Genomic DNA, 26,770 nt, shown 5'->3' on the forward strand with positions numbered 1-26,770 from the left:
CGCCGTCACGCTCGGTAACAAACCCTTGTCCCCACCCGGCGTAGGCCGCTGTGGCTGCCGGGGTGCGTTTAAAGAAAAAAGTGCTCTAAATGCGCTTGCGGCAAGCGCAAGCAGCTATTGAAAAAGGAGCGACTTCAGTCCTGCGCGTCCTGCGGCGCCGCGGGCGGGTCGAAGGCAAAGCCCACGCCATAGACCGAGCGGATCCAGTCGTGCCCGGCGGGGTCGGCGCTGCGCAGCTTGCGGCGCAGATTCTTGATGTGGCTGTCCACGGCGCGCTCGTTGGGCTCCTGCGGCGAGTCCGGGTAGGCGTGCTGCAGCAACTGGGCGCGCGACAGCACGCTGCGCGGGTGTGCCAGCAGGGTGCGCAGCAGATGCCATTCGCGCGGTGTCAGCGCCACGAGAGTGCCGTGCAGCGTGGCTTGCAGCTGGGCCTCGTCCAGCACCAGCGCGCCGTAGGCCAGCTCCGCCTGCGCGGCGGCCTGGGCCGGCGGTGCGCGCCGGCGCAGCACGGCCTTCACGCGCGCCACCACCTCGCGCGGCGAGAAGGGCTTGCAGATGTAGTCGTCCGCGCCCAGTTCCAGGCCGATGAGGCGGTCCACTTCTTCCACGCGGGCGGTGATCACCACGATGGGGTTGTCGGTGTGGCGGCGCGCCTGGCGCAGCACCTCCAGCCCGTCGATGCCGGGCAGCATGACGTCCAGCAGCGTCAGGTCGGGCGGCTGGGGGGCTGTCAGGGCCTGCAGGGCCGTGCGGCCGTCGGCCGCGTGCTCCGGGGCGTAGCCCGCGTGGCGCAGGTAGTCCAGCAGCACGTCGGCGATGTCCTGCTCGTCCTCCACGACGAGGATGCGTGCGGGCGTGGTCATGGCGAGGGGTTCTCCAGTAGAGGCAGCGTGAGGGTGATGCGCAGACCGCCCAGCGGCGAGGCGCTGGCTTCGATCTGGCCGCCGTGCGCCTGCACGATGGTGCGGCAGATGGCCAGGCCCAGGCCCGAGCCGCCCAGGTCGCCCGAGGCGCGGCGGCGCGAGGCCTCGGCACGGTACAGGCGCTCAAACAGGTGCGGCAGCTCGTGCGGCGCCACGCCGGGCGCCGTGTCGTCCAGGCGCAGCGTGAGGCGCGGCGGGCCGCCATTGCGCAGCACGCAGGCCGACACCTGCAGCCGCCCGCCAGGGTCGGTGTAGCGCAGGCTGTTTTCCAGCAGGTTCAGGAACACGCGGTGCAACTGCTGTGCGTTGCCGTGCACCTGCAGCGGCTGCTTGGCGAGCGTGGCCAGGTCTGGCGCGGCCTGCAGGGCGACACCCGTCTGGTCGAAGCGCGACTGCATGCCGGCCATGGCCTCGCGCAGCAGCGCGAGCGGCTGCACGGCGCTCATGACGGGCGGGGGCTGGTCGCCGGCCATGTCCACGCTGGCGCGCAGATCGCCCACGAGCTGGATCAGCCGCATCACCTGGCGGTGCAGGCGGCGCGCGGTCTTTTCGTCGAACGGGCGCACGCCGTCCTGCACGGCCTCGATCTCGGCGCGCATCGCGGCCAGCGGCGTGCGCAGTTCATGCGCGGTGTCCCCGATCCACTGGCGGCGCGAGGCCTCGACGCTCGCAAGCTGCTCGGCCATGGCGTTGAAGGTGTGGATCAGGCGGGTGAATTCCTCGCTGTCGGCCTGTTCGGGCACGCGGGTGTGCAGCTCGCCGGCCGCAATGGCCTGCGCGCCGGTCACCAGCGTGTCGATGGGGCGCAGCCAGCGCCGCGCCAGCCACCAGGACAGCAGCAGTGCCAGCGCCAGGCCCGTCACGCCGCTCCACACCACGAAACCGAGCTGCTTGGACAGAAATGCGCGGTCCGCATCGCGCTCCAGCCCGTCAAGCGGCGCCAGCACCAGGTGGCCGATCAGGCGCCCCTCGCCGTCGCGCAGCGCGGTCCGCGCACCGCCGGCAACGGGTGCGGCGCCGGCCACCACGCGGCCCTGCGTATCCACCACGCCCAGGCGGCGCGACAGCGCATCCACCGGTGGCGGGGCCGTGCCGGGCGTGACCTGGGGTAGCAACAGGGGCTCGGGCGCAGGCACGGGAGCGGGTCCGAAGGTCGGCATCTGGACGTTGCGCGGGCGGCGCAGCTCGCGCCACAGGCCGGGCTGCTCGCGCAGTGTCTGCCAGCCGCCCTGCTGTTCATACGCGGCCTGCAGGCGGAACACCAGCCAGTCCATGCGCGCCAACTCCACCTCGGCCACGTAGGGGCCCAGCCCCCGCTGCAGCCCCAGCAGCGAGAAGCCCACGAACAGCACCAGCATCACCCCCAGCAGCGCCGACAGGGCTGCAAAGGCCTTGCCTTGGAGGGTGAGACGCGGAAGTTGCATGAAGTGGGGAGCCGCTTGACCGTGGTAAAACGCCGAGGATGGCATGGCCGGGCCACCCCCGGGGTCTGGCCGCGGTGGCACGAAGCGCGCCAAATGCAACCAATGGCAACGCCTCGCCCGCAGGCATGGGCGGGGCGAAAGCCCGCCCCGTCCGACTCTTGCGCTACTTAAAAGATAGCTGTTCGCGCATGAGGGACGGGCGTTATCTCCTGTTTTTATGCAAATTGTTGCAAAGGCACCCGTCAGCGGGCCGCGGCCAGCGCCTGCTGCACCCAGCCGTCAAAGGTCTTCTGGTGTGCCTTGATCCAGCCGTTCACATGGCGTTCGATGTCGGCGGCCTTGTTCTGGCCCCGGCTCATCAGGTGGTTCTGGGCGTTGATGTCGGCCACGGGCAGCTGCATCACTTCGAACAGCTTGGCGGCGGCGGGGTTGGCCTCGGCCCAGGCCTTGTTGGCCACGATCTGCTGCTGGTTCACCACGAAGCCGTAGTTCTTGCCGTTGGGCAGGCGCGTGTCCAGGCCTTTTTGCTCGCCGGGCAGGGAGGAAAAGGGCACTTCCAGCCAGACCACGTCCTTGCCGGGCTTGAGCTCGTTGCTCACCCAATAGGGCGTCCAGGTGTAGTACAGGACGGGCTTGCCCGCGCGGTAGCGCGTGATGGTGTCGGCGATCAGCGCGGAGTAGGTGCCCTGCTGGTGCGTGACGGTGTTGCGCAGGCCGTAGGCGTCCAGGTGGTGCTCGATCATGGCCTCGCAGCCCCAGCCGGGCGTGCAGCCCGTCAGGTCGGCCTTGCCGTCGCCGTTGGTGTCGAACAGCTGGGCAATTTTCGGGTCCTTGAGCTGCTCGACGTTGGTGATGCCATGCGCGTCGGCGGTCTTCTTGTCGATCAGGTAACCCTGCGCCGCGTTGCCCGAGTAGGTGCCGCGCCGGTAGAGCTTCGCGTCGCCGCCGGCGTTCTTGTAATAGTCGGCATGCAGCGGGTTCCAGTGGTCGGCCATGAACGTGGCGTCGCCATTGCCGATGGCGATGTGGGCCGTGGGGTACTCCACCTCCTGGATGGGCTGCACGTCGTAGCCGAGTTTTTCCAGGCCCTTCATGACCAGCAGTGTCTGGAAGGTCTCCTCGGCGATCGAGCTCTTGAGAGGCAGCACCTTCACGCCCTTGCCGGGCAGGGCGGTGGGCTGGGCCAGCGCAGCGGTGGCGCCCAGCGCCAGGCCCAGACCCGCGGCAACCGCGGCCAACGGCGCGCGCAGGCGGCGGGCGAGGGCGGCGCATGCGCCGGAACGTGCAGTGTGTGTGGGAGAGGTCAGCGACAGAAGAGTCATCCGGGGTTTCCTTTCTGGTGGTGAACGGGAGTGGTGTCAGGCCGCGGAGTTGCGGGGGGTGGCAAGCGGGGCGGCTTGCGATGCGGGCGCTACGGGCTTGCCGCGCACGGCGCGCAGCACCAGGCCCGCGGGGCCGGTGTGCCACCAGCGCGCACTGGCGCGCCGCGGCTGGCCCATGGCCTGGGTGAGGCGGTCCAGCACGATGGCCAGCAGCACGATCCCCAGGCCGCCCACGGTGGCCAGGCCCATGTCCAGCCGGCCGATGCCGCGCAGCACCATCTGGCCCAGGCCGCCCACGGCGATCATCGAGGCGATGACCACCATCGACAGCGACAGCATCAGCGCCTGGTTGATGCCGGCCATGATCGAGGGCATGGCCAGCGGCAGCTGCACCTTCCACAGCAATTGCAGGGGCGAAGCGCCATAGGCGCGGCTGGCCTCGATCAGATCAGGGCGCACCTGGCGCAGGCCCAGGTTGGTCAGGCGGACCAACGGCGGCAGCGCGAACACGATGGTCACGATCACGCCCGGCACGTTGCCGATGCCGAACAGCATCACCACCGGCACCAGGTACACGAAGGCGGGCGTGGTCTGCATGGCGTCCAGCAGCGGGCGCGTCCAGCGCTGTGCGCGTTCGCTGGCCGCCAGCACGATGCCCATGGGCAGGCCGATGACGACGCAGAACAACAGCGATGTGAGCACCAGCGCCAGCGTCACCATGGCGTCGGGCCAGATGCCCAAGAGCGCCACCAGCCCCAGCGACAGCGCCGCGCCCACGGCCAGGCCGCGGCCGGCGAACTGCCAGGCCAGCAGCGTGACCAGCGCGATGAGCGCGGGCGCAGGCACGGCCAGCAGCAGGTCGGTCACGCCGGTGAGCGTGGCGTCGATGGGCGCGCGCACCGCCTGGAAGAACGGGCGGAAGTTCTCCACCACCCAATGCAGGCCCTCGTTGATCCAGCCCTGCACGGGCAGGCCGTCCGTGGCGATCTGCTGCCACAGGCCGGCCAGGCCGGCGTCGGGCTCGGGCATCGGCGCCGCCGCGGCGTCAAGCCAGTCCACGCCGGCCGTGGCATCGGTGCCGGCGGTGCCGCCAGCGCCCCACGGATCGGCATCCGCGGGTTGCAGCGCCGTGTCGCCGGCCCAGGGGTCGCTGGCTTGTGCTTGCGCCTGAGCGGGCGCGGCGTCGGCGGGTGCCCTGGGATCGTCGATGGCGGCGGTCTCTTGCGTTGTGTCGTTCATGCGTTTCCTCTCCTTGTGTTGTTCTTAGCGGGGCGCTGCCACCGGCGTGCTGGCTTGCGCCGGGAAGTGGGGGTTGAGCTGGATGGGTGGCACCTCCGCCTGCGGCGGCGGCACGGGCGGCGTGTCGCGGTCCAGGAACTTCATCAGCGTGGTGCGGCTGATCACGCCCTGGTAGATGCCGTCCTCGTCCACCACCGGCAGCGGGCAGGGCGCACTGCTCATGGGGCCGAACAGGTCCGCCACCGGCGTGGAGGCATCCAGCGGCTGGGCATTGGGCAGGAACGCATGGTGCAGGCCCAGCGCGCCCTGGCGGCCGTGCAGCGCTTCGCGCAGCGACTGCGACGACACCACGCCCAGCAGGCGCTTGCGGCTGTTGAGCACGTAGGCGTGGTCGCGGTCCGAGTCCTCCAGCAGGCGCAGTGCCGCGCGGCAGCCGCGGTCGTCGTGCTCGGACACCACGGTGAGCGCCTGGCGCGCGATGTCGGCCGCCTTGAACACCGCCGCAGCGTCCACGCCGCGCACGAAGCTGCGCACGTAGTCGTTGGCAGGCGCGCGCAGGATCTCGTCGGGCGTGCCCACCTGCACCACGTGGCCGTCCTTCATGATGGCGATGCGGTCGCCGATGCGCATGGCCTCGTCCAGGTCGTGCGAGATGAAGACGATGGTGCGGCGCTTGATCTGCTGCAGGCGCAGCAGCTCGCTTTGCATCTCGGTGCGGATGATCGGGTCCAGCGCGGAGAACGCCTCGTCCATGAGCAGGATGGACGGGTCGGCTGCCAGCGCGCGCGCCAGCCCCACGCGTTGCTGCATGCCGCCCGAGAGTTCGTCGGGGTAGCTGGCGCCCCAGGCGCCCAGGCCCACCTGCTGCAGGGCCTCCTGCGCTGCCTGCTGGCGCTCGGCACGGTCCACTCCGGCGAGTTCCAGCCCGAAGGCGGCGTTGTCCAGCACCGTCATGTGCGGCATCAGGGCGAACGACTGGAACACCATGCTGATGTCCTTGCGCCGCAGCGCGCGCAACTCGCGGTCGCCCAGACGGTTGATGTCTTGGCCGTCCACCAGGATGCGGCCGCTGGTGGGCTCGATCAGGCGGTTGAGCATGCGCACCAGCGTGGACTTGCCCGAGCCCGATAGGCCCATGACGACGAAGATTTCGCCGGCCTCGATGGTGAAGCTGGCATCGAACACGCCGATGGAATGGCCCGTGCGCTCCAGGATCTGCTGCTTGCTCAGGCCCTGCTGCACCAGGAGCAGCGCTTCCTGCGGCGTGTCGCCGAAGACCTTGAAGACATGGTCGATGATGATTTGCTTGGCCACCGTGTGGGTCCTTCCTCGGTTGTGACGGGTTGAACGGGCCCCTGCCGCACCAATGGCGGCAGGAACGCAAAGGCCAAAGCGGCACACACGACCCCGATGCGGCGTCCCCGCGAGGGCACGCGCGTCGCCAATCGACGGGCGCGGCCTGCAGGGCCGGGAAGAGGGCGGACACGAAAAGTGACCAGATCGGCCCGAATGGCACGCGAACGGTGCGCAAGGGCCTGGGTGCGCGGCGCAAGAGGTCTGGCTGAGGACTTGCGCAGTCACGCGGGTACCGTGCGCCGCGCATTGGCGGCAGGGCACCCTGGGGCATCAGGGGCGAATACTTCGGCCTGTGTGCCAGGGCCGCCAGCAGTGGGAGGCGCGTTGGCACGGGGCGCTCTCGGGCAACGCAGCCACAAAGAGCGAATTACCTGCGTGGCAGGTTGTAAAACACCGTGAAAGTATAGTTATTCGGTATTTTTTAGTCAAAAAACGGGTTTTTTGATTTGTGCTATTTCGCGCGTGGACGGATGGCAGGCTCGCCGATCGCTGCAAAATTAATAGCTGCTCGCGCTTGCTGCATGGGCGCTGGAGGGCTTTTGAAGCAAAAAACCCATGGAGCGCGGGCGCTCCATGGGTTTGCGGGCGATTGGCCGGGTGACCGGCCGCATGCCTCAGTGCTTCTCCTCAGAGGTGTGCAGCAGCCGGTCGGTGAGTGCGATGGCCAGCGCGCTGAACAGGAAAGTGACGTGGATGATGGTCTGCCACATGAGCACCTTCTCGCTGTAGTTGGCGGCGTTGATGAAGGTCTTGAGCAGGTGGATCGAACTGATGCCGATGATCGACAGGCCCAGCTTCACCTTGAGCACCGAGGCGTTCACATGGCCCAGCCACTCGGGCTGGTCAGGGTGGCGGTCCAGGCCAAGGCGGCTCACGAAGGTCTCGTAGCCCCCGACGATCACCATGATGAGCAGGTTGGAGATCATCACCACATCGATCAGCGCCAGCACCACCAGCATGATCACCGTCTCGTTGAGCGAGGTGACCGGCGCGTCCGGCTTGTAGCCGATGCTGGTGATGAGCGCCTGCAGCGCGGCCTCATTGCCGAAAGCCGCTTCCACCAGGTGCCACAGTTCCAGCAGGAAATGCCAGACATAGACGCCCTGGGCGGCGATCAGGCCCAGGTACAGGGGCAGTTGCAGCCAGCGGCTGGCAAAGATCAGGGCGGGCAGGGGGCGCAGCGGGGCGTTTGCCATGTGGGCGGAATGGGGGGAAGGGGAAGTCATGGTGACGGGAAATGCGTCGGGAAGGTGAGGCGCGCCATTTTAGGGGCAGCCCGTTTCGCCCCGAAGACATGCCACCGTCAGGCATTTCACGCATGCCAGGGCATGGCGCTGGAGCGCTGCCGTATGCTGTGGCGCTCCGTCAGTGGCCTGTAAGTACCAGGGCTGAAAGTACCACTCAAAATTCTTAGCTTCAGGAGACAAACCCATGAGTGCATCGTCCAATGCCATCGAATCCGTATTGGTGGAGAACCGCGTCTTCCCGCCTGCCGATAGCGTGGTGAAGGCGGCCCGCGTGTCGGGCATGGCCGGCTACGAGGCCCTGTGCGCCGAAGCCAACAAGGATCCCGAGGGCTTCTGGGCGCGCCTGGCGCGCGAGCACCTGCAATGGACCAAGCCGTTCACGCAGACACTGGACGAGTCCAAGGCGCCGTTCTACCAGTGGTTTGCCGACGGCGAGCTCAACGCCAGTGCCAACTGCCTGGACAAGCACATGGGCACGCCGGTCGAGAACAAGGCCGCCATCCTCTTCGAGGCCGACGACGGCACCGTCACCCAGGTCACTTACCGGCAACTGCTGGAGCGCGTGAGCCAGTTCGCCAATGCCCTGAAGGCGCATGGCGTGCAGCAGGGCGACCGCGTGCTCATCTACATGCCGATGGGCGTGGAAGGCGTGGTGGCCATGCAGGCCTGCGCGCGCATCGGCGCCACGCACAGCGTGGTGTTCGGCGGTTTCTCTGCCAAGGCGCTGAACGAGCGCATCATTGATGCGGGTGCCGTGGCGGTGATCACGGCCAACTACCAATTGCGCGGCGGCAAGGAGCTACCCCTGAAGGCCATCGTGGACGAGGGCCTGTCCATGGGCGGCTGCGACAGCATCAAGAACGTCTTCGTGTACCAGCGCACGGCCACGGCCTGCGACATGGTGGCGGGGCGTGACAAGACCTTCTCCGAGATCCTGGCCGGCCAGAGCACCGAATGCCCACCCACGCCCGTGGGCGCGGAGCATCCGCTGTTCATCCTCTACACCAGCGGCTCCACGGGCAAGCCCAAGGGCGTGCAGCACAGCACCGGCGGCTACCTGCTGTGGGCCAAGGTGACGATGGAGTGGACCTTCGACATTCGCCCCGACGACGTGTTCTGGTGCACGGCCGATATCGGCTGGATCACGGGCCACACCTACGTGGCCTACGGTCCGCTGGCTGCGGGTGCCACACAGGTGGTGTTCGAGGGCGTACCCACGTACCCCAACGCCGGGCGCTTCTGGCAGATGATCGAGCGCCACAAGGTCACGGTGTTCTACACGGCGCCCACTGCCATCCGCTCGCTCATCAAGGCGGCCGACTCCGACGAGAGCGTGCACCCCAAGAACTGGGATCTGTCGAGCCTGCGCATCCTGGGCAGCGTGGGCGAGCCCATCAACCCCGAGGCCTGGATGTGGTACTACCGCCATGTGGGCGGCGAGCGCTGTCCTATCGTGGACACGTTCTGGCAGACCGAAAACGGCGGCCACGTCATCACCCCGCTGCCGGGTGCCACGCCGCTCGTGCCGGGTTCGTGCACCTTGCCGCTGCCGGGCATCCAGGCCGCCATCGTCGATGAAACCGGCAAAGACCTGCCCAACGGCGCGGGCGGCATGCTCGTGATCAAGCGGCCCTGGCCCTCGATGATCCGCACCATCTGGGGCGACCCCGAGCGCTTCAAGAAAAGCTACTTCCCCGAAGAGTTGGGGGGCACCACCTACCTGGCCGGCGACGGCGCCGTGCGCAGTGCCGACCGTGGCTACTTCCGCATCACGGGCCGCATCGACGACGTGCTGAACGTGTCGGGCCACCGCATGGGCACGATGGAGATCGAGTCCGCCCTGGTCGCCAAGACGGACCTCGTGGCTGAGGCCGCCGTGGTGGGCCGTCCCGACGACCTGACGGGCGAGGCGATTTGCGCCTTCGTGGTGCTCAAGCGCTCGCGCCCCACGGGCGAGGAGGCCAAGCAGATCGCCACCGAACTGCGCAACTGGGTCGCCAAGGAGATCGGCCCCATCGCCAAGCCCAAGGACATCCGCTTCGGTGACAACCTGCCCAAGACCCGCAGCGGCAAGATCATGCGCCGCCTGCTGCGCTCGATCGCCAAGGGCGAACCCATCACCCAGGACACCAGCACCCTGGAAAACCCCGCAATCCTGGATCAGTTGGCGCAGTCCAACTGATGCAGGAGGCGCCGCAAGGCGCCGGCGCGCAGCGCTTGCGGGGTTGGACGGCACTCATATCTGCGCAGCAGATGTGATGTGCTGGCAAAAACATTGGATCAGTTGGCGCAGTCCAACTGATGCAGGAGGCGCCGTAAGGCGCCGGCGCGCAGCGCTTGCGGGGTTGAACGGCACTCCTATCTGCGCAGCAGATGTGATGTGCTGGCAAAAACATTGGATCAGTTGGCGCAGTCCAACTGATGCAGGAGGCGCCGCAAGGCGCCGGCGCGCAGCGCTTGCGGGGTTGGGCGGCACTCCTATCTGCGCAGCAGATGTGGAGTGCCGGCAAAACCTGCATCGGTGGGCCCAGCCCTGCGGGTGAAGGGGTGCCGCGAGGCGTCGTCGTCCAGACTTTGCAGACCCAAGCCGCTTCTTGCCAGGCGGCTTTTTCATTTCGGGCGAAGCAGCTTTGAACCCTGGCGTTGTAGGAGCAGGGCGCAAATACCGGGTTGGGCCATGACGGGCATGCCGCCATGGGGTACAACCCGCGCATTGGCCGCACATCCCGTGGGTTGAACACAGATAGCGGTCCAGCTGGCCATCAGGAGTCCCTCGCATGAAGCTCAAAACCCTCATCCTTTTATTGATCGTCGTGGCCATCGGTGCGTTGGCAGCACTCAATTGGGCGACGCTCTCGGTGCCCACCGTCGTTTCATTGGGCGTCGCCACGGTGCAGGCGCCCCTGGGGCTCATCATGCTGGGGCTGACCGTCCTGCTGGGGGCCTTTTTCTTGGCCTATGTGCTGACGCTGCAGGGCTCTGTGCTCATGGAGACGCGCCGCCATGCCAAGGAGATGGCGGCGCAGCGCGAACTGGCCGACCGGGCGGAGGCATCGCGTTTCACGGAGCTGCGCCAGTTCCTGGAAACCCAGCACCGCACGGGCTACGACGCCCTGATGGCGCGCCTGGACGCGCTGGAGGCGCGCCTGAGCGCGCGGGCGCAGGAATCGGACAACATCACTGCCGCCTACGTGGGACAGTTGGAAGACCAATTGCACCGCCGGGGCGAGCCGAAAGCCGTGCAGCCCGTGCCGCCGGTGCGCACCGAGCCGGAACTCAGGCTCTGACGGCCCTTGCGCCATAACAAAGGCCGCAGGGCGTGAGCGCTGCGGCCTTTTTACAGGGCGCGCCGCGAAGGCGCTTTCCCCTCTGGATTACTTGAGCGACAGGACCCAGGTCGCCAGCTTCTTGGCGTCGGCGGCGTTCACCTGGGCGTTGGCGGGCATGGGCACGGGGCCCCACACGCCGGAACTTCCCTTCATGATCTTCTCGGCCAGTTTGTCTGCGGCGCCTGCTTGGCCCGCGTATTTGGCGGCAACGTCCTTGTAGGACGGACCCACCAGCTTCTTGTCCACGGCGTGGCAAGCCATGCAGTTCTTGGAGGTTGCCAGGGCCTGGTCGGCGAATGCAGGGGCTGCAACCGACAGCGTCATGGCGAGGGTGATCAGTGTGCGCTTCATCGCGGGGTTTCCTCTAGGGTTGGGGTACATTTAGCCTTCAATGGGATTGTAGTGTTCGCCGTTGACGGGCTCCAGGCCAAAGCTCGCGCGGCACCAAAGGATGTGACCATGTATGCGCTGCTTTTAGGCATCTTGTTGATACTTCTCAAATATCTGGAGATCGGCCCTGTGGCGAATTGGTCATGGTGGTGGGTGTTGTCTCCTTTTGCGGTAGCTGCGGCCTGGTGGGCCTGGGCGGATGCCACCGGCTACACCAAGCGCAAGGCCATGGAAAAGATGGACCAGCGCCGCAAGGACCGCATCAACAAACAGAAGGAATCCATGGGCATGGGTCCGCGCCGACCGCGCTGAGGGCTTCTTCCCTGTCCAGACAACCCGCAGCGGTGCACGCGCCCTGCGGGTTTTTCTTGGGCGGTGATGGCGCAGCAATGATCCTGTTTTGATAGCTGCTGGCGCTTATTGGATAAGCGTTTGCGGCATTTTTCATGAAAAGTCATCCAGCACCGCACCCTTGCTGGCGCTGGAGGCGTTGAAGGCAAACTTGGCCTGCACGCCCCGCATGTAGCGCGGCGTGGGTGGCTGCCAGGCGGCGCGGCGCTGTGCCAGCGTGGCGTCGTCCACGTGCAGTTGCAGCAGCAGTTGGTGGGCGTCGATGGTGATCGTGTCGCCCTCCTGCACCAGCGCAATAGTGCCCCCCGCAGCCGCCTCGGGCGCGACGTGGCCCACCACCATGCCCCAGGTGCCGCCCGAGAAGCGCCCGTCGGTGATCAGGCCCACGCTTTCGCCCAGGCCCGCACCGATCAGCGCGCCCGTGGGGGCCAGCATCTCCGGCATGCCCGGGCCACCCTTGGGGCCGAGGTAGCGCAACACCATCACGTCGCCCGCGACGATCCTGCCGTCCAGGATGGCCTGCAGCGCCGACTGCTCGTCGTCGAACACACGCGCGGGCCCGGTGATGACGGGGTTTTTCAGCCCGGTGATCTTGGCCACGGCGCCCTCGGGACTCAGGTTGCCCTTGAGGATGGCGAGGTGCCCCTCGCGGTACAGCGCTTTGTCGATCGGGCGAATCACGTCCTGGTCCGGCCGTGGCGCGTCGGGTACGTCGGCCAGGGTTTCGGCGATGGTTTTGCCGGTGATGGTCATGCAGTCGCCGTGCAACAGGCCGGCATTCAGCAGCACCTTCATCACCTGGGGAATGCCGCCCGCGCGGTGCAGGTCGACGGCAAGGTACCGGCCGCTGGGCTTGAGGTCGCAGATCACTGGGACCTTCTTGCGCATGCGCTCGAAGTCGTCGATGGACCACTCCACACCCGCCGCGTGCGCGATCGCCAGGAAGTGCAGCACCGCGTTGGTGGAGCCGCCCGTGGCCATGATCACGGCCACGGCGTTCTCGATGGCCTTGCGCGTGACGATGTCGCGTGGCTTCAAGTCCTTGCGGATGGCCTCGATCAGCACCCGGGCGGATTCGCGGGCCGAGTTCATTTTCTCGTCGTGCGGATTGGCCATGGTGGAGGAGTAGGGCAGGCTCATGCCCAGCGCCTCGAAGGCCGAGGACATGGTGTTGGCCGTGTACATGCCGCCGCACGAGCCCGTGCCCGGGATGGCGTGCTGCTCGATGTCCTTCAGCTCCTGGTCGGTCATCCTGCCTGCCGCGTTCTGGCCCACGGCCTCGAACACGCTCACGATGTTCAGGTCCTGCCCCTGCCAGCGGCCCGGCAGGATGGTACCGCCATACACGTAGATCGCCGGCACGTTGGCGCGCAGCATGCCCATCAGGCCGCCGGGCATGTTCTTGTCGCAGCCGCCGATCACGACCACGCCGTCCATCCACTGGCCCTGCACGCAGGTCTCGACGCAGTCGGCAATCACCTCGCGGCTCACCAGGCTGTACTTCATGCCCTCGGTACCCATGGCCATGCCGTCGCTGATGGTGGGCGTGCCGAAAATCTGGGCGTTGCCGCCCGCTTCCTCGATGCCTGCGATGGCCGCGTCGGCCAGGCGTTGCAGGCCGCTGTTGCAGGGCGTGATGGTGCTGTGCCCGTTGGCCACGCCCACCATGGGCTTGGCGAAGTCGCCCTCTTGGTAGCCCATGCCGTAGAACATGGAGCGGTTGGGCGCGCGCGCCTTGCCCTGCGTGATGTGGGCGGAGCGGCGGTTCAGCGGCAGCGGGTCGGTCATGGCGGGTCCTGCTTCTGCGGTGGCGAGACGGCCGAGTGTGGACGCCGCCGCAGCGGCTGTCCATGCGGGTGAATGCGGGGCCAGGGCGCCAACGTGGGTACCGGGGCTACGACATAATCAAACGGTTTTGCCTAGGGCGGGGCTCAAGAGGTTTCCGCTGCGGCGCGCGCAGGCCCCCAAGCGCACGGGCCCATCGACTTTCCTGAGCCACTCATCTCCCGCAACCACGATGCCCGCATACCGTTCCAAAACCTCCACCGCCGGCCGCAACATGGCAGGGGCCCGCTCCCTGTGGCGCGCCACCGGCATGAAAGACGCCGATTTCTCCAAGCCCATCATCGCGGTGGTCAACTCGTTCACCCAGTTCGTGCCCGGCCATGTGCACCTGAAGGACCTGGGCCAGCTCGTGGCGCGCGAGATCGAGGCCGCCGGCGGCGTGGCCAAGGAATTCAACACCATCGCCGTGGATGACGGCATCGCCATGGGCCACGACGGCATGCTGTATTCGCTGCCCAGCCGCGACATCATTGCCGACAGCGTGGAATACATGGTGAACGCGCACTGTGCCGACGCCATGGTCTGCATCAGCAACTGCGACAAGATCACCCCCGGCATGCTCATGGCCGCCATGCGGCTGAACATTCCGGTGATCTTCGTCTCCGGCGGCCCCATGGAGGCCGGCAAGGTGCAGCAGACCGTGCCCGGCACCAGCACCATCCAGATCAAGAAGCTGGACCTGATCGACGCCATGGTGATGGCCGCCGACGACAAGGTGAGCGACGCCGACCTGGCCGAGGCCGAGCGCAATGCCTGCCCCACCTGCGGCTCCTGCTCGGGCATGTTCACCGCCAACTCCATGAATTGCCTGACCGAGGCGCTGGGCCTGTCCCTGCCCGGCAACGGCACCGTGGTGGCCACGCACGCCGACCGCGAGCAGCTGTTCAAGCGCGCGGGCCGGCGCATCGTGGAGCTGGCGCGCCAGCACTACGAACAGGACGATGAGCGCATCCTGCCACGCTCGGTCGGCTTCAAGGCCTTCGAGAACGCGATGACGCTGGACATCGCCATGGGCGGCTCCACCAACACCATCCTGCACCTGCTGGCGATCGCGCAGGAGGCCGGCATCGACTTCAGCATGGCCGACATCGACCGCCTGTCGCGCAGCGTGCCGCAGCTGTGCAAGGTCGCACCCAACACCGACAAGTACCACATCGAGGACGTGCACCGCGCCGGCGGCATCTTCGCCATCCTGGGCGAGCTGGAGCGTGCGGGCAAGCTGCACACCGACGTGCCCACCATCCACGCACCCACACTGGGCGAGGCGCTGGCGCAGTGGGACGTGACGCGCACGCAAGACGAGGCCGTCCAGACGTTCTACAAGGCCGGCCCCGGCGGCGTGCCCACGCAGGTCGCCTTCAGCCAGAGCGTGCGCTGGCCCAGCCTGGACCTGGACCGCGCCGCGGGCTGTATCCGCTCCGCAGAGCACGCCTTCAGCAAGGAAGGCGGCCTGGCGGTGCTCACCGGCAACATCGCCAAGGACGGCTGCGTGGTCAAGACCGCGGGCGTTCATGAATCCATCCTGGTCTTCGAAGGCCCGGCGCATGTGGTCGAAAGCCAGGACGAGGCGGTGGAGAACATCCTGGCCGACAAAGTGAAGGCCGGCGACGTGGTGGTGGTGCGCTACGAGGGCCCCAAGGGCGGCCCCGGCATGCAGGAAATGCTCTACCCCACGAGCTACATCAAATCCAAGGGCCTGGGCAAGGCCTGCGCGCTGCTGACCGACGGGCGCTTCTCTGGCGGCACCTCGGGCCTGTCCATCGGCCACTGCTCGCCCGAGGCGGCAGCCGGCGGCGCGATCGGCCTGGTGCGCGACGGCGACCGCATCCGCATCGACATTCCCAACCGCACCATCAACGTACTGGTGAGCGACGAGGAGTTGGCCCAGCGCCGCGCCGAGCAGGACGCCAAGGGCTGGAAGCCCGCCCAGCCACGTCCGCGCAAGGTCTCGGCCGCGCTCAAGGCCTATGCCAAGCTCGTGACGTCGGCCGACAAGGGCGCCGTGCGCGACGTGTCGCTGCTGGACTGACGTGGTGCGGTGCACGCCCATGCCGGGCGTGCGCTCCTGATTTATGAGCTGCTCGCGCTGGACGGACGCGATTTACAGGTGCGTTTAAGCTTCAAATGGCCACGCTGCCAGCGCCAACAGCTCTTTTTGTTGTAGCAACGGAATGCCATCGCCCATGAACGAGTTCCAGCAACGCATCGCAGCCAGCTTCGCGGCACAAGGTTTGATGGCCACCCTCGGCGCCCGCCTGGCGCTGGTGGCGGAGGGTGAGGTGCATATCGAGATGCCGTTTTCCACCCACCTGTCGCAGCAGCAGGGCTTCGTGCACGCGGGGGCCATCACCAGCATCGTGGACAGCGCCTGCGGCTACGCGGCGCTGACCCGCTCGCCCCCCGGCTGCGAGATCGTCACGGCGGAATTCAAGACCAACTTCATGCGGCCCGCGCTGGGTCGGCGCTTCCTGGCCGTGGGCAAGGTGCAAAACGCCGGGCGCATGCTCACCGTGTGCACCGGCGAAGTGCGCGCGTACACGGGCGACGGGCCCGACTACAAGGTGGTGGCGTTGATGCAGGCCACCATGGTCAACGTGCCGGCCGGCGCCTGAGAGCGCCGCAGCCTCACGCGCCCGAAGGGCCGCCCGCCTGGGTTTGCAGGTAGTTGGGCAGGCCGATCTTCTCGATCAGGCCGAGCTGCTTTTCCAGCCAGTAGGCGTGGTCTTCCTCGGTGTCGCGCAACTGGGCCAGCAACATGTCGCGGCTCACGTAGTCGCGGTGGGATTCGCACAGGGCCATCGCGGCCTTCAAGCGGGCCTGTACGGTGTATTCGATGTCCAGGTCCTTGCGCAGCATCTCCTGCGCGGATTCGCCGGGCGTGAAGTCGTGCGGGCGCATGTCGGGGCGCCCGCCCAGCATCAGGATGCGGCGCAGGATGGCGTCGGCATGCTGGGTTTCCTCCTCCATCTCGTGGCCCATGCGCTCGTACAGGCGGGTGAGGCCCTGGTCCTCGTACTGGCGGGAGTGGATGAAGTACTGGTCACGCGCGGCCAGCTCGCCGCGCAGCAGATCCTTGAGGCAGTCGATGACTTCCGGGTGGCCTTGCATGTTGTTGTTCTCATGGGGGTGGTGATGGCGTGAGTATCCGGCGCCTTGCGCGCCGGTTCAATGGCGGCCGTCAATTCCCGGGCATGGGCGCCCTGGATGCGGGCCGTACGCAGGCGCATTCTCATCCTGGCAGCGTTGGACAGGCGCGGGCGTGTCACGGCCCTGCGGCACAATGCCCGCCATGCTGATGTACCCCCAAATCGACCCCGTGGCCCTGCAGGTCGGGCCTTTGTCCATTCACTGGTACGGCCTGACCTATCTGGCCGGTTTTGCGCTGTTCATGTTCCTGGGCATGCGACGCCTGAGCCACCAGCCCTACGCATCCCTGCGTGGCGACCAGGCGTGGTCGCGCAAGGACGTGGAGGACATCCTGTTCCTGGGCGTGCTGGGCGTGGTGGTGGGCGGGCGGCTGGGGTACTGCCTGTTCTACAAGCCGGGCTACTACCTGAGCCACCCGCTGGAGATCTTCTACGTGTGGCAGGGCGGCATGAGCTTTCACGGCGGGCTTCTGGGCGTGATCGGTTCCATGCTGTGGTTTGCGCATTCGCGCCGTAGGCCCTGGCTGCAGGTGGCCGATTTCGTAGCGCCCTGCGTGCCCACGGGGTTGGCGGCCGGGCGCATCGGCAACTTCATTAACGGCGAACTGTGGGGGCGCTTCGCGCCGCAGGATCTGCCCTGGGGCATGGTGTTCCCGCAAAGCGGCTCCATGCTGCCGCGCCATCCGTCGCAGATCTACCAGTTTCTGCTCGAAGGTCTGCTGCTGTTCGTGCTGCTGTGGCTGTATGCGCGCCAGCCGCGCAAGCGTGGCGAGGTAGCGGCGGCGTTCCTCGTGGGCTATGGCGTGCTGCGCTTCACGGCCGAATACTTCCGCGAGCCCGACAGCTTCCTGGGCCTGTTGTCGCTGGGCATGAGCATGGGCCAGTGGCTGTGCATCCCGATGGTGGCGGCCGGGGTGGCGATGTGGGTCTGGGCGCAGCGGCAGGACGCTCCTGAGGGATTTGCATAAAAGAAGGCGCCAGCGCTTGTCCAGCAAGCGCCGGCAGCTCTCATTTTTGATTGTTCCTTGCGGGCGGCGCGGTGGCGGTGTGTTGCCGCGTTGCGTCAATATGCCCCGCTAGGGATAGTCCCCATCCCGGCGGCTGGGCATGCTTTCATAATTATTGAAAATTACGCGAAATGATGCAGTTTCGCGACCACTTGTGTGCCATTCGTGACGTCATAACGCCTGCCGCCCATTCACCATGCGCCGTCCGCCTGCCAATTCCCTGCACCACCAGGCCGCCGAGATGCTGCGTCAGCAGATCTTTGCGGGCGAACTGGCGCCGGGCAGCTTCGTGGACGAGGCCGCGCTGTGCGAGCGGCTGGCCGTGTCGCGTACGCCGCTGCGCGAGGCGCTCAAGGTGCTGGTGGCGGAAGGGCTGCTGCGCCATGAGCCGCGCCGCGGCTGCTTCGTGGCCGAGATCACGGAGCGCGATCTGCAGGAGATATTCCCCGTGATCGCGCTGCTGGAGGGCCGTGCGGCCTATGAGGCCACCGAGCACGCAGGCCCCGCCGACATCGACGCGCTGCAGGTGCTGCACCAGCGCCTGCAGGACCATGCCGAGGCGGGGCGCATCACCGAATACTACGAAGCCAACTACGCCATCCACGAGGCCTTCATCACCCTGGCGGACAACCGCTGGCTGGCCCAGGTGATCGGCGACCTGCGCAAGATCCTGCGCCTGGCGCGGCACCAGACGTTGCAGGTGCCCGGCCGGCTGCAGCAGAGCCTGTCGGAGCACCGGCAGGTGTTCGCCGCACTCCAAAAGGGCGACGCCGCCGCGGCTGAGCAGGCCATGCGCAACCACCTTCTGGCGCAGCGCGACGCGCTGCGCGAGCTTGCACGCAACCACCCCTCACGGATCACACCATGAACGCCGCCTCCACCTGGATCTCGCGCAACGTGGACCGCCTGCGGTCCGCAGACAGCAAAGCCGCCAGCAAGAACAAGGACAAGGACGGCGCAACCGCCGCGCCGCCCAAGCCTGCGGCCGAACGCTCCACGCACGAGCGCCTGCAGGCCACGCTGCGCAGGAGCGGCGAGGCGCTGTCGCCCCGCGTGCTGCGCCGGTTGCTGACCGACCTGCAGGAAGTGGTGGCCCCGCGCGTGAGCGAGATCGAAGGCGGGCGCCGCGCGCAGGCCATTGCCGCGTGGTACGCCGAGGCCACGCCCGAAGAGCGGCGCGACCTGTGGTTGCTGATGTGCGAGCAGTTCGCGCCCGATGCCACGCGTTTCAAATCGGCCCAGCAGCGCTACGAGGCCGCCGCCGGCACCGACGATGCGCCCCAGGCCGAAGCCCACCTGCGCCGCGCCATGGTGTCGCCGCGTACACGGCTGCTGCAGCGCTTTGCGGTGTTTCCGGAAGGCATGCGCTTCCTCGTGGACTTGCGCGCCGAGCTGCTGCCCCTGCTCAAGAGCGACAAGCGCCTGCTGCCGCTGGACGCGGAGCTGGAGCAATTGTTCTCCACCTGGTTCGATGTGGCGTTCCTCGAACTGAGGCGCCTGTCGTGGGATTCGCCCGCCTCGCTGATCGAAAAGCTCATCAAGTACGAGGCGGTGCACGACATCCGCAGCTGGGCGGACCTGAAGAACCGACTGGACAGCGACCGCCGCTGCTACGGGTTCTTTCACCCCCGCCTGCCCAATGAGCCGCTGATCTTCGTGGAGGTGGCGCTGGTCAACGAGATTTCGTCCAGCATCACCCCGCTGCTGGACGAGGCCGCCGAGGCCGCCGACATCCAGCGTGCCACCACGGCGATCTTCTACTCGATCAGCAGCACGCAGACGGGGCTGCGCGGCGTGAGCTTCGGCGATTCGCTCATCAAGCACGTGGCCGAGACGCTCACGCAGGAATTCCCGCGCCTGCGCACCTTCGCCACGCTCTCGCCGATCCCGGGCTTTCGTTCCTGGCTGTCCAAGAACTGCGCCGCGCAGCTGGAGCAGCTCGACGAGAAGCGCCTGGCCGAACTGGGCCGCGCCGTGGGCTTCGAGCCGCCGCAGGCCGCGCATGTGCTGGCCGCGGCCGACAAGGCGCTGGAGCTGCCGCCCAAGTCACCCGTGCGCCAGCTGCTCATGCAGTGCGCGGCGCGCTACCTGGGACGCGAGCTGCACGACGGCAAGCCGGTGGACCCGGTGGCGCGCTTTCACCTGGGCAATGGCGCGCGCGTGGAGCGGTTGAACTGGGCGGGCGACCCGTCGGCCAAGGGGCTCAAGCAGTCCTTCGGGCTGATGGTCAACTACCTGTATGACCTCAAGCGCATCGACAAGCACCACGGCCTGCTTGCGCAGGGGCGCGTGCCCGTGTCGGGCGATATCGACAGCCTGTGCCGTGACTGACGGCGCGCTGCCTCGGCGCCAGCGGGCGCGGCTGGCCTTGTATGCTCGCGCCCAGCTGCCCTCGGCGGCCTTGGCCGAGCGGGCGCGCCGCGCCTGAGCACCTGCCAACCCACCCTTTTCACAACAGAAAGACAGGAGACAACGCCATGCGAGAGAGAGAGAACTTGAGCCAGATCGCCACCGCCGCGCTGCAACGCCGTGACATGCTGCGCGCAGCCGGCGCTGCGGGCCTGGCGCTGGCCACGGGCGGTGCCTGGGCGCAAGGCGCCAGCGGCTGGCCGACCAAGCCGGTCAACATGGTGGTGCCGTTCCCCGCGGGCGGGGGCACGGATGCCTTTGCGCGCCCATTGGCTGCGCAGTTTGCCAAATCCACGGGCAAGACGCTTGTGATCGACAACCGCGGCGGCGCGGGCGGCACCGTGGGTGCCAGCGTGGCGGCCAAGGCGCCAGCCGATGGCTACAACCTGTTCATGGGTGGCGTGCACCATGTGATTGCACCGTCGATGTACCCCAAGCTGGACTACGACCTGGAAAAGGACTTCGTGCCGCTGGCCCTGGTGGCCAACGTGCCGCAGGTGCTGGTGGTGAACCCGCGCAACGTGACGGCCACCAACATGAAACAGTTCATGGATTTCGTGAAGGCCAACCCCGCCAAGCTGAACTATGCGTCGGCCGGCTCGGGCACCTCGCACCACCTGGCGGGCGAGCTGTTCAAGCTGCAGACGGGGACTTTCATCACCCACATCCCCTATCGCGGCGCGGGCCCTGCGCTGCAGGACCTGATCGGCGGCAACGTGGACATGCTGTTCGACGGCCTGGGCTCGTCGGCCTCGCACATCAAGGGTGGGCGCATCAAGGCGCTGATGGTGTCGGGCTCCAAGCGCAACCCGGCCTTCCCCGACGTGCCCTGCGCGGCAGAGGTGGGCCTGCCGGACTACACCGTGTCCACCTGGTATGGCCTGTGGGCACCCAAGGGCACGCCGGCCGACCTGCAGGCGCGCATCGTCGAGGAGATCCGCAAGCTCGGCCAGGCCGAGGAGCTCAAGGCCATCTGGGCCGGCAACGGCGCGGAGTTCGGCACGCTGTCGCAGGCGGACTTCGCCAAGATGGTCAGCAGCGAGATCAAGCGCTGGGCGCAGGTGGTGAAGGCCTCGGGCGCCAAGCTGGAGTGATGTAGTCCCCCACTGCGGCGCCCCTCCAGTGGCGCTGCCGCCACCCCCACGAAGAGAGTCCGATCGCATGCCAGGTGAAGTTGTCGCGGCCATGGCCGCAGGAGAGGCCGCCGGCCGCGGCGTGGTGCGCGTGACGCTGCGCCACGAGGGCCGGCTCAACGCCATGTCGCGCGCCATGTGGCGCCAGTTGCGCACGGTGTTCCAGGACATCCAGCGCAGCGATGGCGTGCGCTGCGTGCTCATCGAGGGGGCAGGGGAGGCGTTCTGCGCGGGGGGGGATATTTCCGAGTACCCCGCCTTTCGCTTCGACCCCGCGCAGCTGCGCGACTTCCACGAGAGCGATGTCTGGGGCGGGCTGGCGGCCATGCTGGACTGCGACGTGCCCATCGTCGCGCGCATCGCAGGCGCCTGCATGGGCGCGGGCGTGGAGATCGCCAGCTGCTGCGACATCCGCATTGCCGCTGCCGGCGCGCGTTTCGGCGCGCCCATCGCCAAGCTGGGCTTTCCGATGGCGCCGCGCGAGGCTGCCTTGGTGGCGGGCGCCGTGGGCGACGTGACGGCGCGCCAGATGCTGTTGGAGGCGGCCACCTTCAGCGCTGCCGAGATGGCGCAGCGGGGTTTTCTGAGCCGCGTGGTCGACACCGAGCAGCTGGACGCGCAAGCCCTGGGCACGGCGCTGCGCATCGCAGCCTTGGCGCCCGGTGCGGCCCGGCTCAACAAGCAGGCCTTGCGCGCTATACGGAAGAATGTGCCGCTAGCGCCCGACCAGCAAGCGCAAGCAGCTTCTGATTTGATAGCAAATAACGCACTGGCCGACCCCTATGCCTATGCCGACAGCGCCGAACACCGCGAGGGCATCAACGCCTTCCTGGCCAAGCGCGCTCCCGTTTTCTGAATCCTTTGTGTGTGCACCACCATGAGCTCCTCCTCCCAGAACCTGTTTTCCGCGCTGCGCGCCGCCTTTCCTGCTGACCTGGACCAGACCGCCGTCGAGGCCGCCTCGGCCGCGGGCGCGCCGCTGCTCTACACCTGGCGCGACCTGGACCGCGCCAGCGCCCGCATCGCCAACCTGCTGGCATCGCTGAAGCTGCCCGAGGGCAGCCGCATCGCCGTGCAGGTGGAAAAGTCGGTCGAAGCCATGCTGCTGTACCTGGCCACGCTGCGCGCCGGCTACGTGTTCCTGCCGCTGAACACCGCCTACCAGAGCGCAGAGATCGAGTACTTCATCGGCAATGCCGAGCCGGCCGTGGTGGTCTGCACGCCGGGCAACTTCGGCTGGGTGTCGAAGATCGCCTTTACTGCCGGCACGCAACATGTGTTCACGCTGGGCGACGACCGCACCGGCAGCCTGCTGGAGCGCGCCGCGCACTTCGGCGACGAGCACCGCGCCGTCCCGCGCAAGGCTGACGACCTGGCTGCCATCCTCTACACCAGCGGCACCACGGGACGCAGCAAGGGCGCGATGCTCACGCATGGCAACCTGCTGTCCAATGCCCAGGTGCTCAAGGACTACTGGGGCTGGAAGCCCGGCGACGTGCTGATCCACGCGCTGCCCATCTTCCACGTGCACGGCCTGTTCGTGGCCATTCATGGTGCGCTGATCAATGGCAGCAAGATGATCTGGATGGCGAAGTTCGACCCCAAGGCGGTGATCGCCGCCATGCCGCGCGCCACGGTGTTCATGGGCGTGCCCACGCTCTACGTGCGCATGCTGGCCGAGCCGGCGCTGACCCAGGCCGCGGCCAGCCACATGCGGCTGTTCATCGCGGGCTCGGCGCCGCTGCTCATCGAGACTTTCAAGGAATGGCAGGACCGCACGGGCCACACCATCCTGGAGCGCTACGGCATGAGCGAGACCATCATGCTCACCAGCAATCCCTACGCGGCCGACGCGCGCCATGGGGGGCAGGACGAGCGCCGCGGCTCCACCGTGGGCTTTCCGCTGCCCGGCGTGGGCCTGCGCGTGGTGGACGATGCCGGCAAGCCGGTGCCCGTGGGCGAGATCGGCAACATCCAGGTCAAGGGCCCCAACGTGTTCAAGGGCTACTGGCGCATGCCCGAGAAGACCAAGGAAGAGTTCAGCGCCGACGGCTGGTTCAAGACCGGCGACGTCGGCAAGGTGGATGAGCGCGGCTACGTGAGCATCGTGGGCCGCAGCAAGGACCTGATCATCAGCGGTGGCTACAACGTCTACCCGGCCGAGATCGAGGGCTACATCAACGAGATGCCCGGCGTGGCCGAGAGCGCCGTGGTCGGCGTGCCGCACCCGGATTTCGGCGAAGTGGGTGTGGTGGTGGTCATCCCCAAGCCCGGCGCAAAGGTGGATGGCGACACGGTCATCGCATCGCTCAAGAGCCAACTGGCCAACTTCAAGATTCCCAAGCGCTGCTTCGTCACCACCGAATTGCCGCGCAACACCATGGGCAAGGTGCAAAAGAACCTGCTGCGCGACCAGTACAAGGGGCTGTTCGCCTGAGCCGGCGCGGCATTGCAATACAAAAAGGCGGCCTGGGCCGCCCTTTGCTATTTAGATGATAGCTGCTAGCGCTTGATGGTAGGGCGCTAGAGCCTGATTTGATGCTTAGCGCAGCACCAGCACCGGAATGTGCGAGTGCGTCAGCACGTGCTGCGTCTCGCTGCCCAGCAGCAGGCGCTTGATGCCCTTGCGGCCGTGCGAGGCCATCACGATCAGGTCGCACTTGTGCTTCTTGGCGGCGGCGATCACGGCTTCGGCCACCAGGTCGGACTTGGCGACCACGGTCTTCACGGTCACGCCTTCGTCGGTGCCCTGCACCTTGACCTTGTCCACCAGTTCCTGGGCCGCATCCGCCCACTGCTTCTCGATGCGCTTGATGTCCGCGGCGTCCACGGGCAGGCCACCTTCGAAATAGCTGCGCGGATACCGGGGAACGACCTTCAGGGCGACCACCGACGCACCTGTGAGCCCCGCCAGCGAGAGCCCGCTTTCCACGGCCTTTTGCGACAAGGGGGAACCGTCGGTGGCGATCAGGATGCGTTTGTACATGTGCAGCTCCTCATTTCGTTAAGAACGGTAAAAGCATAGGATAGTTCGTGGTCCATGTCTTGATTCAAGTCAATGAGTCCTTCGCGCAATCCGAATAGTCTTGAGGCTATGTCAAATCCTGATGCCGACCCGTGGGCGTCGCCCCTCTCCACGGCTGCACCGGATGAGGTCGCGCTGCTTGATGACCCCCAGGAATGGTCGGCCTTTGGCAAGCCCTGTGCATCCACCCCCGCAGGTGCGGATGCCCAGGCGGGGCCGTGGGAGTCGCATGTGGTGCTCGACGGAATGCACTGCGCCGCCTGCGCCCTGACCATCGAGGAAGCCCTGCGGCGTGTGCCCGGCGTGGCGGAAGCGGACGTGAGCGCCGCCACCCGCCGCGCACGCGTGGTATGGGACCCGCGACGAGTGCGCCCGTCTCAGTTGATGGGCGCGGTCCAGAAGGCCGGTTACCGCGCGCTGCCTGCCCTGGATGCGCTGGCGCGGGAGCAGCGCCAGCGCGAGAACCGCAAGGCGCTGTGGCGCTGGCTGGTGGCGGGTTTTTGCATGATGCAGGTCATGATGTACGCATGGCCTGCCTACCAAGCCATGCCCGGCGACCTGACCATGGAAATGGAACAACTGCTGCGCTGGGCCTCCTGGGTCATCAGCCTGCCGGTGGTGCTGTTCGCCTGCGGGCCTTTCTTCTCCAGCGCGCTGCGCGATATCCGGCAGCGGCGGGTCAGCATGGATCTGCCCGTGGCGCTGGGCATGCTCATCACCTTCGTGGTCAGCATGGCGGGCACGTTCGATCCGACCGGCCCCTTTGGCCGCGAGGTCTACTACGACTCGCTGACCATGTTCGTCTTTTTCCTGCTCACGGGCCGCTGGCTGGAGCTGCGCCTGCGCGATCGCACGGCAGGGGCGCTGGAAGCCGTGATGAACCGGTTGCCCGACAGCGTGGAGCGGCGGGCGGAAGACGGCAGCTTCACGCGCGTGGCCACGCGCCGTCTGCAGGCCGGAGACGTGGTGCGCGTGTTGCCGGGGGAGGCCTTTCCCGCGGATGGCCGCATCCTTTCAGGTGGTACCCAGGCCGACGAGGCGCTGCTCACCGGTGAATCCACGCCTGTGGACCGACCCGAAGGCAGCCGCGTGACGGCGGGCAGCTACAACCTGCGCGCACCGGTCACGGTGGAGGTTTTGGCGCTGGGCAGTGAGACGCGCTTTGGGCAGATCGTGTCATTGATGGAGAGCGCGTCTTTGCAAAAGCCCCGCCTGGCGCAGCTGGCGGACCGGGTGGCCCGGCCTTTCCTGGTGGCGGTGTTGTTGGCCGCGGTGCTGGCGGCAGTGTGGTGGTGGCCGAGCGACCCCAGCCATGCCTTGATGGTGGCGGTGGCGGTGCTCATTGTTACGTGCCCCTGCGCGCTGTCTCTGGCCACGCCGGTGGCCATGCTGACGGCTGCGGGCACCTTGGCGCGGCGGGGCGTGCTGGTGCGCAACCTGCAGGGGCTGGAGGCGCTGGCTGCGGTGGATACGGTGGTCTTCGACAAGACGGGCACGCTGACCCGCGATGGACTTGCGCTGCATAGCGTACATGTGGCGCCAGGGGCCGGCTGGGGCGAAGGCGAGGCGCTGGCCCTGGCTTCGGCGCTGGCGGCGCATTCACTGCATCCCGCGTCGCGCGCGCTGGCATCCGCGGCGCAGTCTGCCGCGGCGCCCGCGGGCTGGACGGTCCATGCCGTGCAGGAGCTGCCGGGTGCAGGCCTGGTGGCCCGTGCATCGTCACCGTCACACGCCCAGGAAACGATACTGCGCCTGGGCTCTGCGGCCCATGCCCGCGTGCCCGCCGTGGACGGCGATGCGGGGCCGCAGGTCGTGCTGTCGATGGAATGCGAAGGCGCGGCAGTGGAAATCGCGCGGTTCGTGCTGAGCGAACAACTGCGCCCCGAGGTCGCGGCGGTGGTGCGCGGGCTGCGCGCCGAAGGCGTGGCGGTCGAGCTGCTGTCCGGTGACCGGGCCGAGTCCGTGCAGCGGGTGGCTGCCCAGGCGGGCATCGGCCAGGCCCGGGGAGACTGCACCCCGCAGGACAAGCTCGCGCATCTGCAGACGTTGCAGGCGCAAGGACACCATGTGGCGATGGTGGGCGACGGGCTCAACGACGGCCCCGTGCTGGCCGGTGCGCATGTCTCGTTTGCGTTCGGCCGCGCCGTGCCCCTGGCCCAGTCACGGTCCGACTTCGTGGTTATGGGCGAAAATCTCGCCCTTGTTGCGCAGGCACTCTGGCTGGCGCGGCGCACCTTGCGCGTCGTCCGCCAGAACCTGTGGTGGGCGGCTGCATACAACGCGCTGTGCGTGCCCCTGGCGATTGCGGGCTACATGCCGGCTTGGCTCGCAGGCCTGGGCATGGCGCTGAGTTCACTGCTCGTCGTGCTCAACGCCGCCCGCCTGGCGCGCCTGCCGGACCCGCTCAGCCACGAGAGTTCCGGCGACTGCGCTGGTGCCGCACGTGCCGTGAGCACGCCCTTGGAGGTCGTCTGATATGGACATCCTGTATTTGTTGATTCCGCTCTCCGTCGTACTGGTGCTGTTTGTACTGGCGGGACTGTGGTGGGCCGTCTACCGTGGCCAATTTGAGAACGTCGATCAGGAGGGGGAGCGCATTCTGAGGGACGGTTGATGTTCGTCAA

Annotated in this window: 23 protein-coding genes; 13 read left to right on the plus strand and 10 right to left on the minus strand. The window is 67.5% G+C overall.

Features of this window, described 5'->3' with window-relative positions; genetic code table 11:
- Nucleotides 1-134: 134 nt before the first annotated feature.
- The 6 genes from K2L43_RS05440 to K2L43_RS05465 all read right to left on the minus strand — a co-directional run bounded on the left by K2L43_RS05440 (nt 135) and on the right by K2L43_RS05465 (nt 7,460).
- Nucleotides 135-863 (minus strand): response regulator, encoded by a 729-nt coding sequence (locus tag K2L43_RS05440; protein WP_011804495.1) that lies wholly within the window; start codon nt 861-863, stop codon nt 135-137.
- On the minus strand, nt 860-2,347 hold the full coding sequence (locus tag K2L43_RS05445; protein WP_220638654.1) for an ATP-binding protein: 1,488 nt from the start codon (nt 2,345-2,347) through the stop codon (nt 860-862). The genes K2L43_RS05440 and K2L43_RS05445 overlap by 4 nt, the downstream gene beginning before the upstream one ends.
- Before the next feature lie 242 nt (nt 2,348-2,589).
- Nucleotides 2,590-3,669: a glycine betaine/L-proline ABC transporter substrate-binding protein ProX gene (proX, locus tag K2L43_RS05450; protein ID WP_231403361.1), complete on the minus strand. Its 1,080-nt coding sequence runs from the start codon at nt 3,667-3,669 to the stop codon at nt 2,590-2,592.
- Nucleotides 3,670-3,705: 36 nt separating this feature from the next.
- Nucleotides 3,706-4,908, minus strand: a complete 1,203-nt coding sequence (proW, locus tag K2L43_RS05455) for a glycine betaine/L-proline ABC transporter permease ProW (RefSeq protein WP_220638655.1) — start codon at nt 4,906-4,908, stop codon at nt 3,706-3,708.
- 24 nt (nt 4,909-4,932) lie between these two features.
- On the minus strand, nt 4,933-6,222 hold the full coding sequence (gene proV / locus K2L43_RS05460; protein ID WP_220638656.1) for a glycine betaine/L-proline ABC transporter ATP-binding protein ProV: 1,290 nt from the start codon (nt 6,220-6,222) through the stop codon (nt 4,933-4,935).
- A 656-nt stretch (nt 6,223-6,878) separates the two neighbouring features.
- Nucleotides 6,879-7,460, minus strand: a complete 582-nt coding sequence (locus tag K2L43_RS05465) for a TIGR00645 family protein (RefSeq protein WP_255580537.1) — start codon at nt 7,458-7,460, stop codon at nt 6,879-6,881.
- A gap of 235 nt (nt 7,461-7,695) precedes the next feature.
- On the opposite strand from K2L43_RS05465, the gene acs reads away from it, so the two are divergent.
- Together acs and K2L43_RS05475 are read left to right on the plus strand one after the other, a co-directional pair.
- Nucleotides 7,696-9,693 carry an acetate--CoA ligase gene (acs, locus tag K2L43_RS05470; protein ID WP_015912709.1) on the plus strand — a complete coding sequence of 666 codons (1,998 nt, stop codon included), beginning with the start codon at nt 7,696-7,698 and terminating at the stop codon, nt 9,691-9,693.
- A 595-nt stretch (nt 9,694-10,288) separates the two neighbouring features.
- Nucleotides 10,289-10,798 (plus strand): hypothetical protein, encoded by a 510-nt coding sequence (locus K2L43_RS05475; RefSeq protein WP_011804503.1) that lies wholly within the window; start codon nt 10,289-10,291, stop codon nt 10,796-10,798.
- 87 nt (nt 10,799-10,885) lie between these two features.
- On the opposite strand, the gene K2L43_RS05480 is transcribed toward K2L43_RS05475, so the two are convergent.
- The gene (locus tag K2L43_RS05480; RefSeq protein ID WP_011804504.1) at nt 10,886-11,191 is read right to left on the minus strand and encodes a c-type cytochrome; all 306 of its coding nucleotides are present in this window, start codon (nt 11,189-11,191) and stop codon (nt 10,886-10,888) included.
- 108 nt (nt 11,192-11,299) lie between these two features.
- On the opposite strand from K2L43_RS05480, the gene K2L43_RS05485 reads away from it, so the two are divergent.
- Nucleotides 11,300-11,542 carry a TIGR04438 family Trp-rich protein gene (locus tag K2L43_RS05485; RefSeq protein ID WP_011804505.1) on the plus strand — a complete coding sequence of 81 codons (243 nt, stop codon included), beginning with the start codon at nt 11,300-11,302 and terminating at the stop codon, nt 11,540-11,542.
- A gap of 132 nt (nt 11,543-11,674) precedes the next feature.
- Here the strand turns inward: K2L43_RS05485 and ilvD (K2L43_RS05490) are convergent, their stop codons facing one another.
- Nucleotides 11,675-13,369 carry a dihydroxy-acid dehydratase gene (gene ilvD / locus K2L43_RS05490; protein ID WP_220638658.1) on the minus strand — a complete coding sequence of 565 codons (1,695 nt, stop codon included), beginning with the start codon at nt 13,367-13,369 and terminating at the stop codon, nt 11,675-11,677.
- Between the two features lie 229 nt (nt 13,370-13,598).
- Here ilvD (K2L43_RS05490) and ilvD (K2L43_RS05495) point away from each other — a divergent pair, with 229 nt between their 5' ends.
- Nucleotides 13,599-15,455: a dihydroxy-acid dehydratase gene (ilvD, locus tag K2L43_RS05495; protein WP_011804507.1), complete on the plus strand. Its 1,857-nt coding sequence runs from the start codon at nt 13,599-13,601 to the stop codon at nt 15,453-15,455.
- Nucleotides 15,456-15,609: 154 nt separating this feature from the next.
- Nucleotides 15,610-16,038 (plus strand): PaaI family thioesterase, encoded by a 429-nt coding sequence (locus tag K2L43_RS05500; RefSeq protein WP_047350771.1) that lies wholly within the window; start codon nt 15,610-15,612, stop codon nt 16,036-16,038.
- 13 nt (nt 16,039-16,051) lie between these two features.
- Here the strand turns inward: K2L43_RS05500 and bfr are convergent, their stop codons facing one another.
- The gene (bfr, locus tag K2L43_RS05505) at nt 16,052-16,534 is read right to left on the minus strand and encodes a bacterioferritin (protein WP_220638659.1); all 483 of its coding nucleotides are present in this window, start codon (nt 16,532-16,534) and stop codon (nt 16,052-16,054) included.
- Nucleotides 16,535-16,715: 181 nt separating this feature from the next.
- Here bfr and lgt point away from each other — a divergent pair, with 181 nt between their 5' ends.
- From lgt to K2L43_RS05535, 6 genes are all read left to right on the plus strand, one after another.
- Nucleotides 16,716-17,540, plus strand: coding sequence for a prolipoprotein diacylglyceryl transferase (gene lgt / locus K2L43_RS05510; RefSeq protein ID WP_172206531.1), 825 nt, complete (start codon nt 16,716-16,718; stop codon nt 17,538-17,540).
- Between the two features lie 235 nt (nt 17,541-17,775).
- Nucleotides 17,776-18,447 carry a GntR family transcriptional regulator gene (locus K2L43_RS05515; RefSeq protein ID WP_011804511.1) on the plus strand — a complete coding sequence of 224 codons (672 nt, stop codon included), beginning with the start codon at nt 17,776-17,778 and terminating at the stop codon, nt 18,445-18,447.
- Nucleotides 18,444-19,910: a malonyl-CoA decarboxylase gene (locus K2L43_RS05520; protein ID WP_220638660.1), complete on the plus strand. Its 1,467-nt coding sequence runs from the start codon at nt 18,444-18,446 to the stop codon at nt 19,908-19,910. The genes K2L43_RS05515 and K2L43_RS05520 overlap by 4 nt, the downstream gene beginning before the upstream one ends.
- Before the next feature lie 146 nt (nt 19,911-20,056).
- Nucleotides 20,057-21,082 (plus strand): tripartite tricarboxylate transporter substrate binding protein, encoded by a 1,026-nt coding sequence (locus K2L43_RS05525; protein ID WP_088887419.1) that lies wholly within the window; start codon nt 20,057-20,059, stop codon nt 21,080-21,082.
- A 67-nt stretch (nt 21,083-21,149) separates the two neighbouring features.
- Entirely contained in the window at nt 21,150-21,977 is an 828-nt protein-coding gene (locus K2L43_RS05530) for an enoyl-CoA hydratase/isomerase family protein (RefSeq protein ID WP_220638661.1), read from the plus strand.
- Nucleotides 21,978-21,998: 21 nt separating this feature from the next.
- Nucleotides 21,999-23,558, plus strand: a complete 1,560-nt coding sequence (locus tag K2L43_RS05535) for a malonyl-CoA synthase (protein ID WP_220638662.1) — start codon at nt 21,999-22,001, stop codon at nt 23,556-23,558.
- Nucleotides 23,559-23,663: 105 nt separating this feature from the next.
- Here the strand turns inward: K2L43_RS05535 and K2L43_RS05540 are convergent, their stop codons facing one another.
- Nucleotides 23,664-24,107, minus strand: coding sequence for a universal stress protein (locus K2L43_RS05540; protein ID WP_220638663.1), 444 nt, complete (start codon nt 24,105-24,107; stop codon nt 23,664-23,666).
- Between the two features lie 108 nt (nt 24,108-24,215).
- On the opposite strand from K2L43_RS05540, the gene K2L43_RS05545 reads away from it, so the two are divergent.
- Nucleotides 24,216-26,621: a cation-translocating P-type ATPase gene (locus tag K2L43_RS05545; RefSeq protein ID WP_220638664.1), complete on the plus strand. Its 2,406-nt coding sequence runs from the start codon at nt 24,216-24,218 to the stop codon at nt 26,619-26,621.
- 1 nt (nt 26,622) lies between these two features.
- Nucleotides 26,623-26,760 (plus strand): cbb3-type cytochrome oxidase assembly protein CcoS, encoded by a 138-nt coding sequence (gene ccoS, locus K2L43_RS05550; protein WP_011804518.1) that lies wholly within the window; start codon nt 26,623-26,625, stop codon nt 26,758-26,760.
- Nucleotides 26,761-26,770: the final 10 nt, after the last annotated feature.

This window comes from Diaphorobacter sp. MNS-0, assembly GCF_019602835.1.
Classification (GTDB): Bacteria; Pseudomonadota; Gammaproteobacteria; order Burkholderiales; family Burkholderiaceae_C; genus Diaphorobacter; species Diaphorobacter nitroreducens.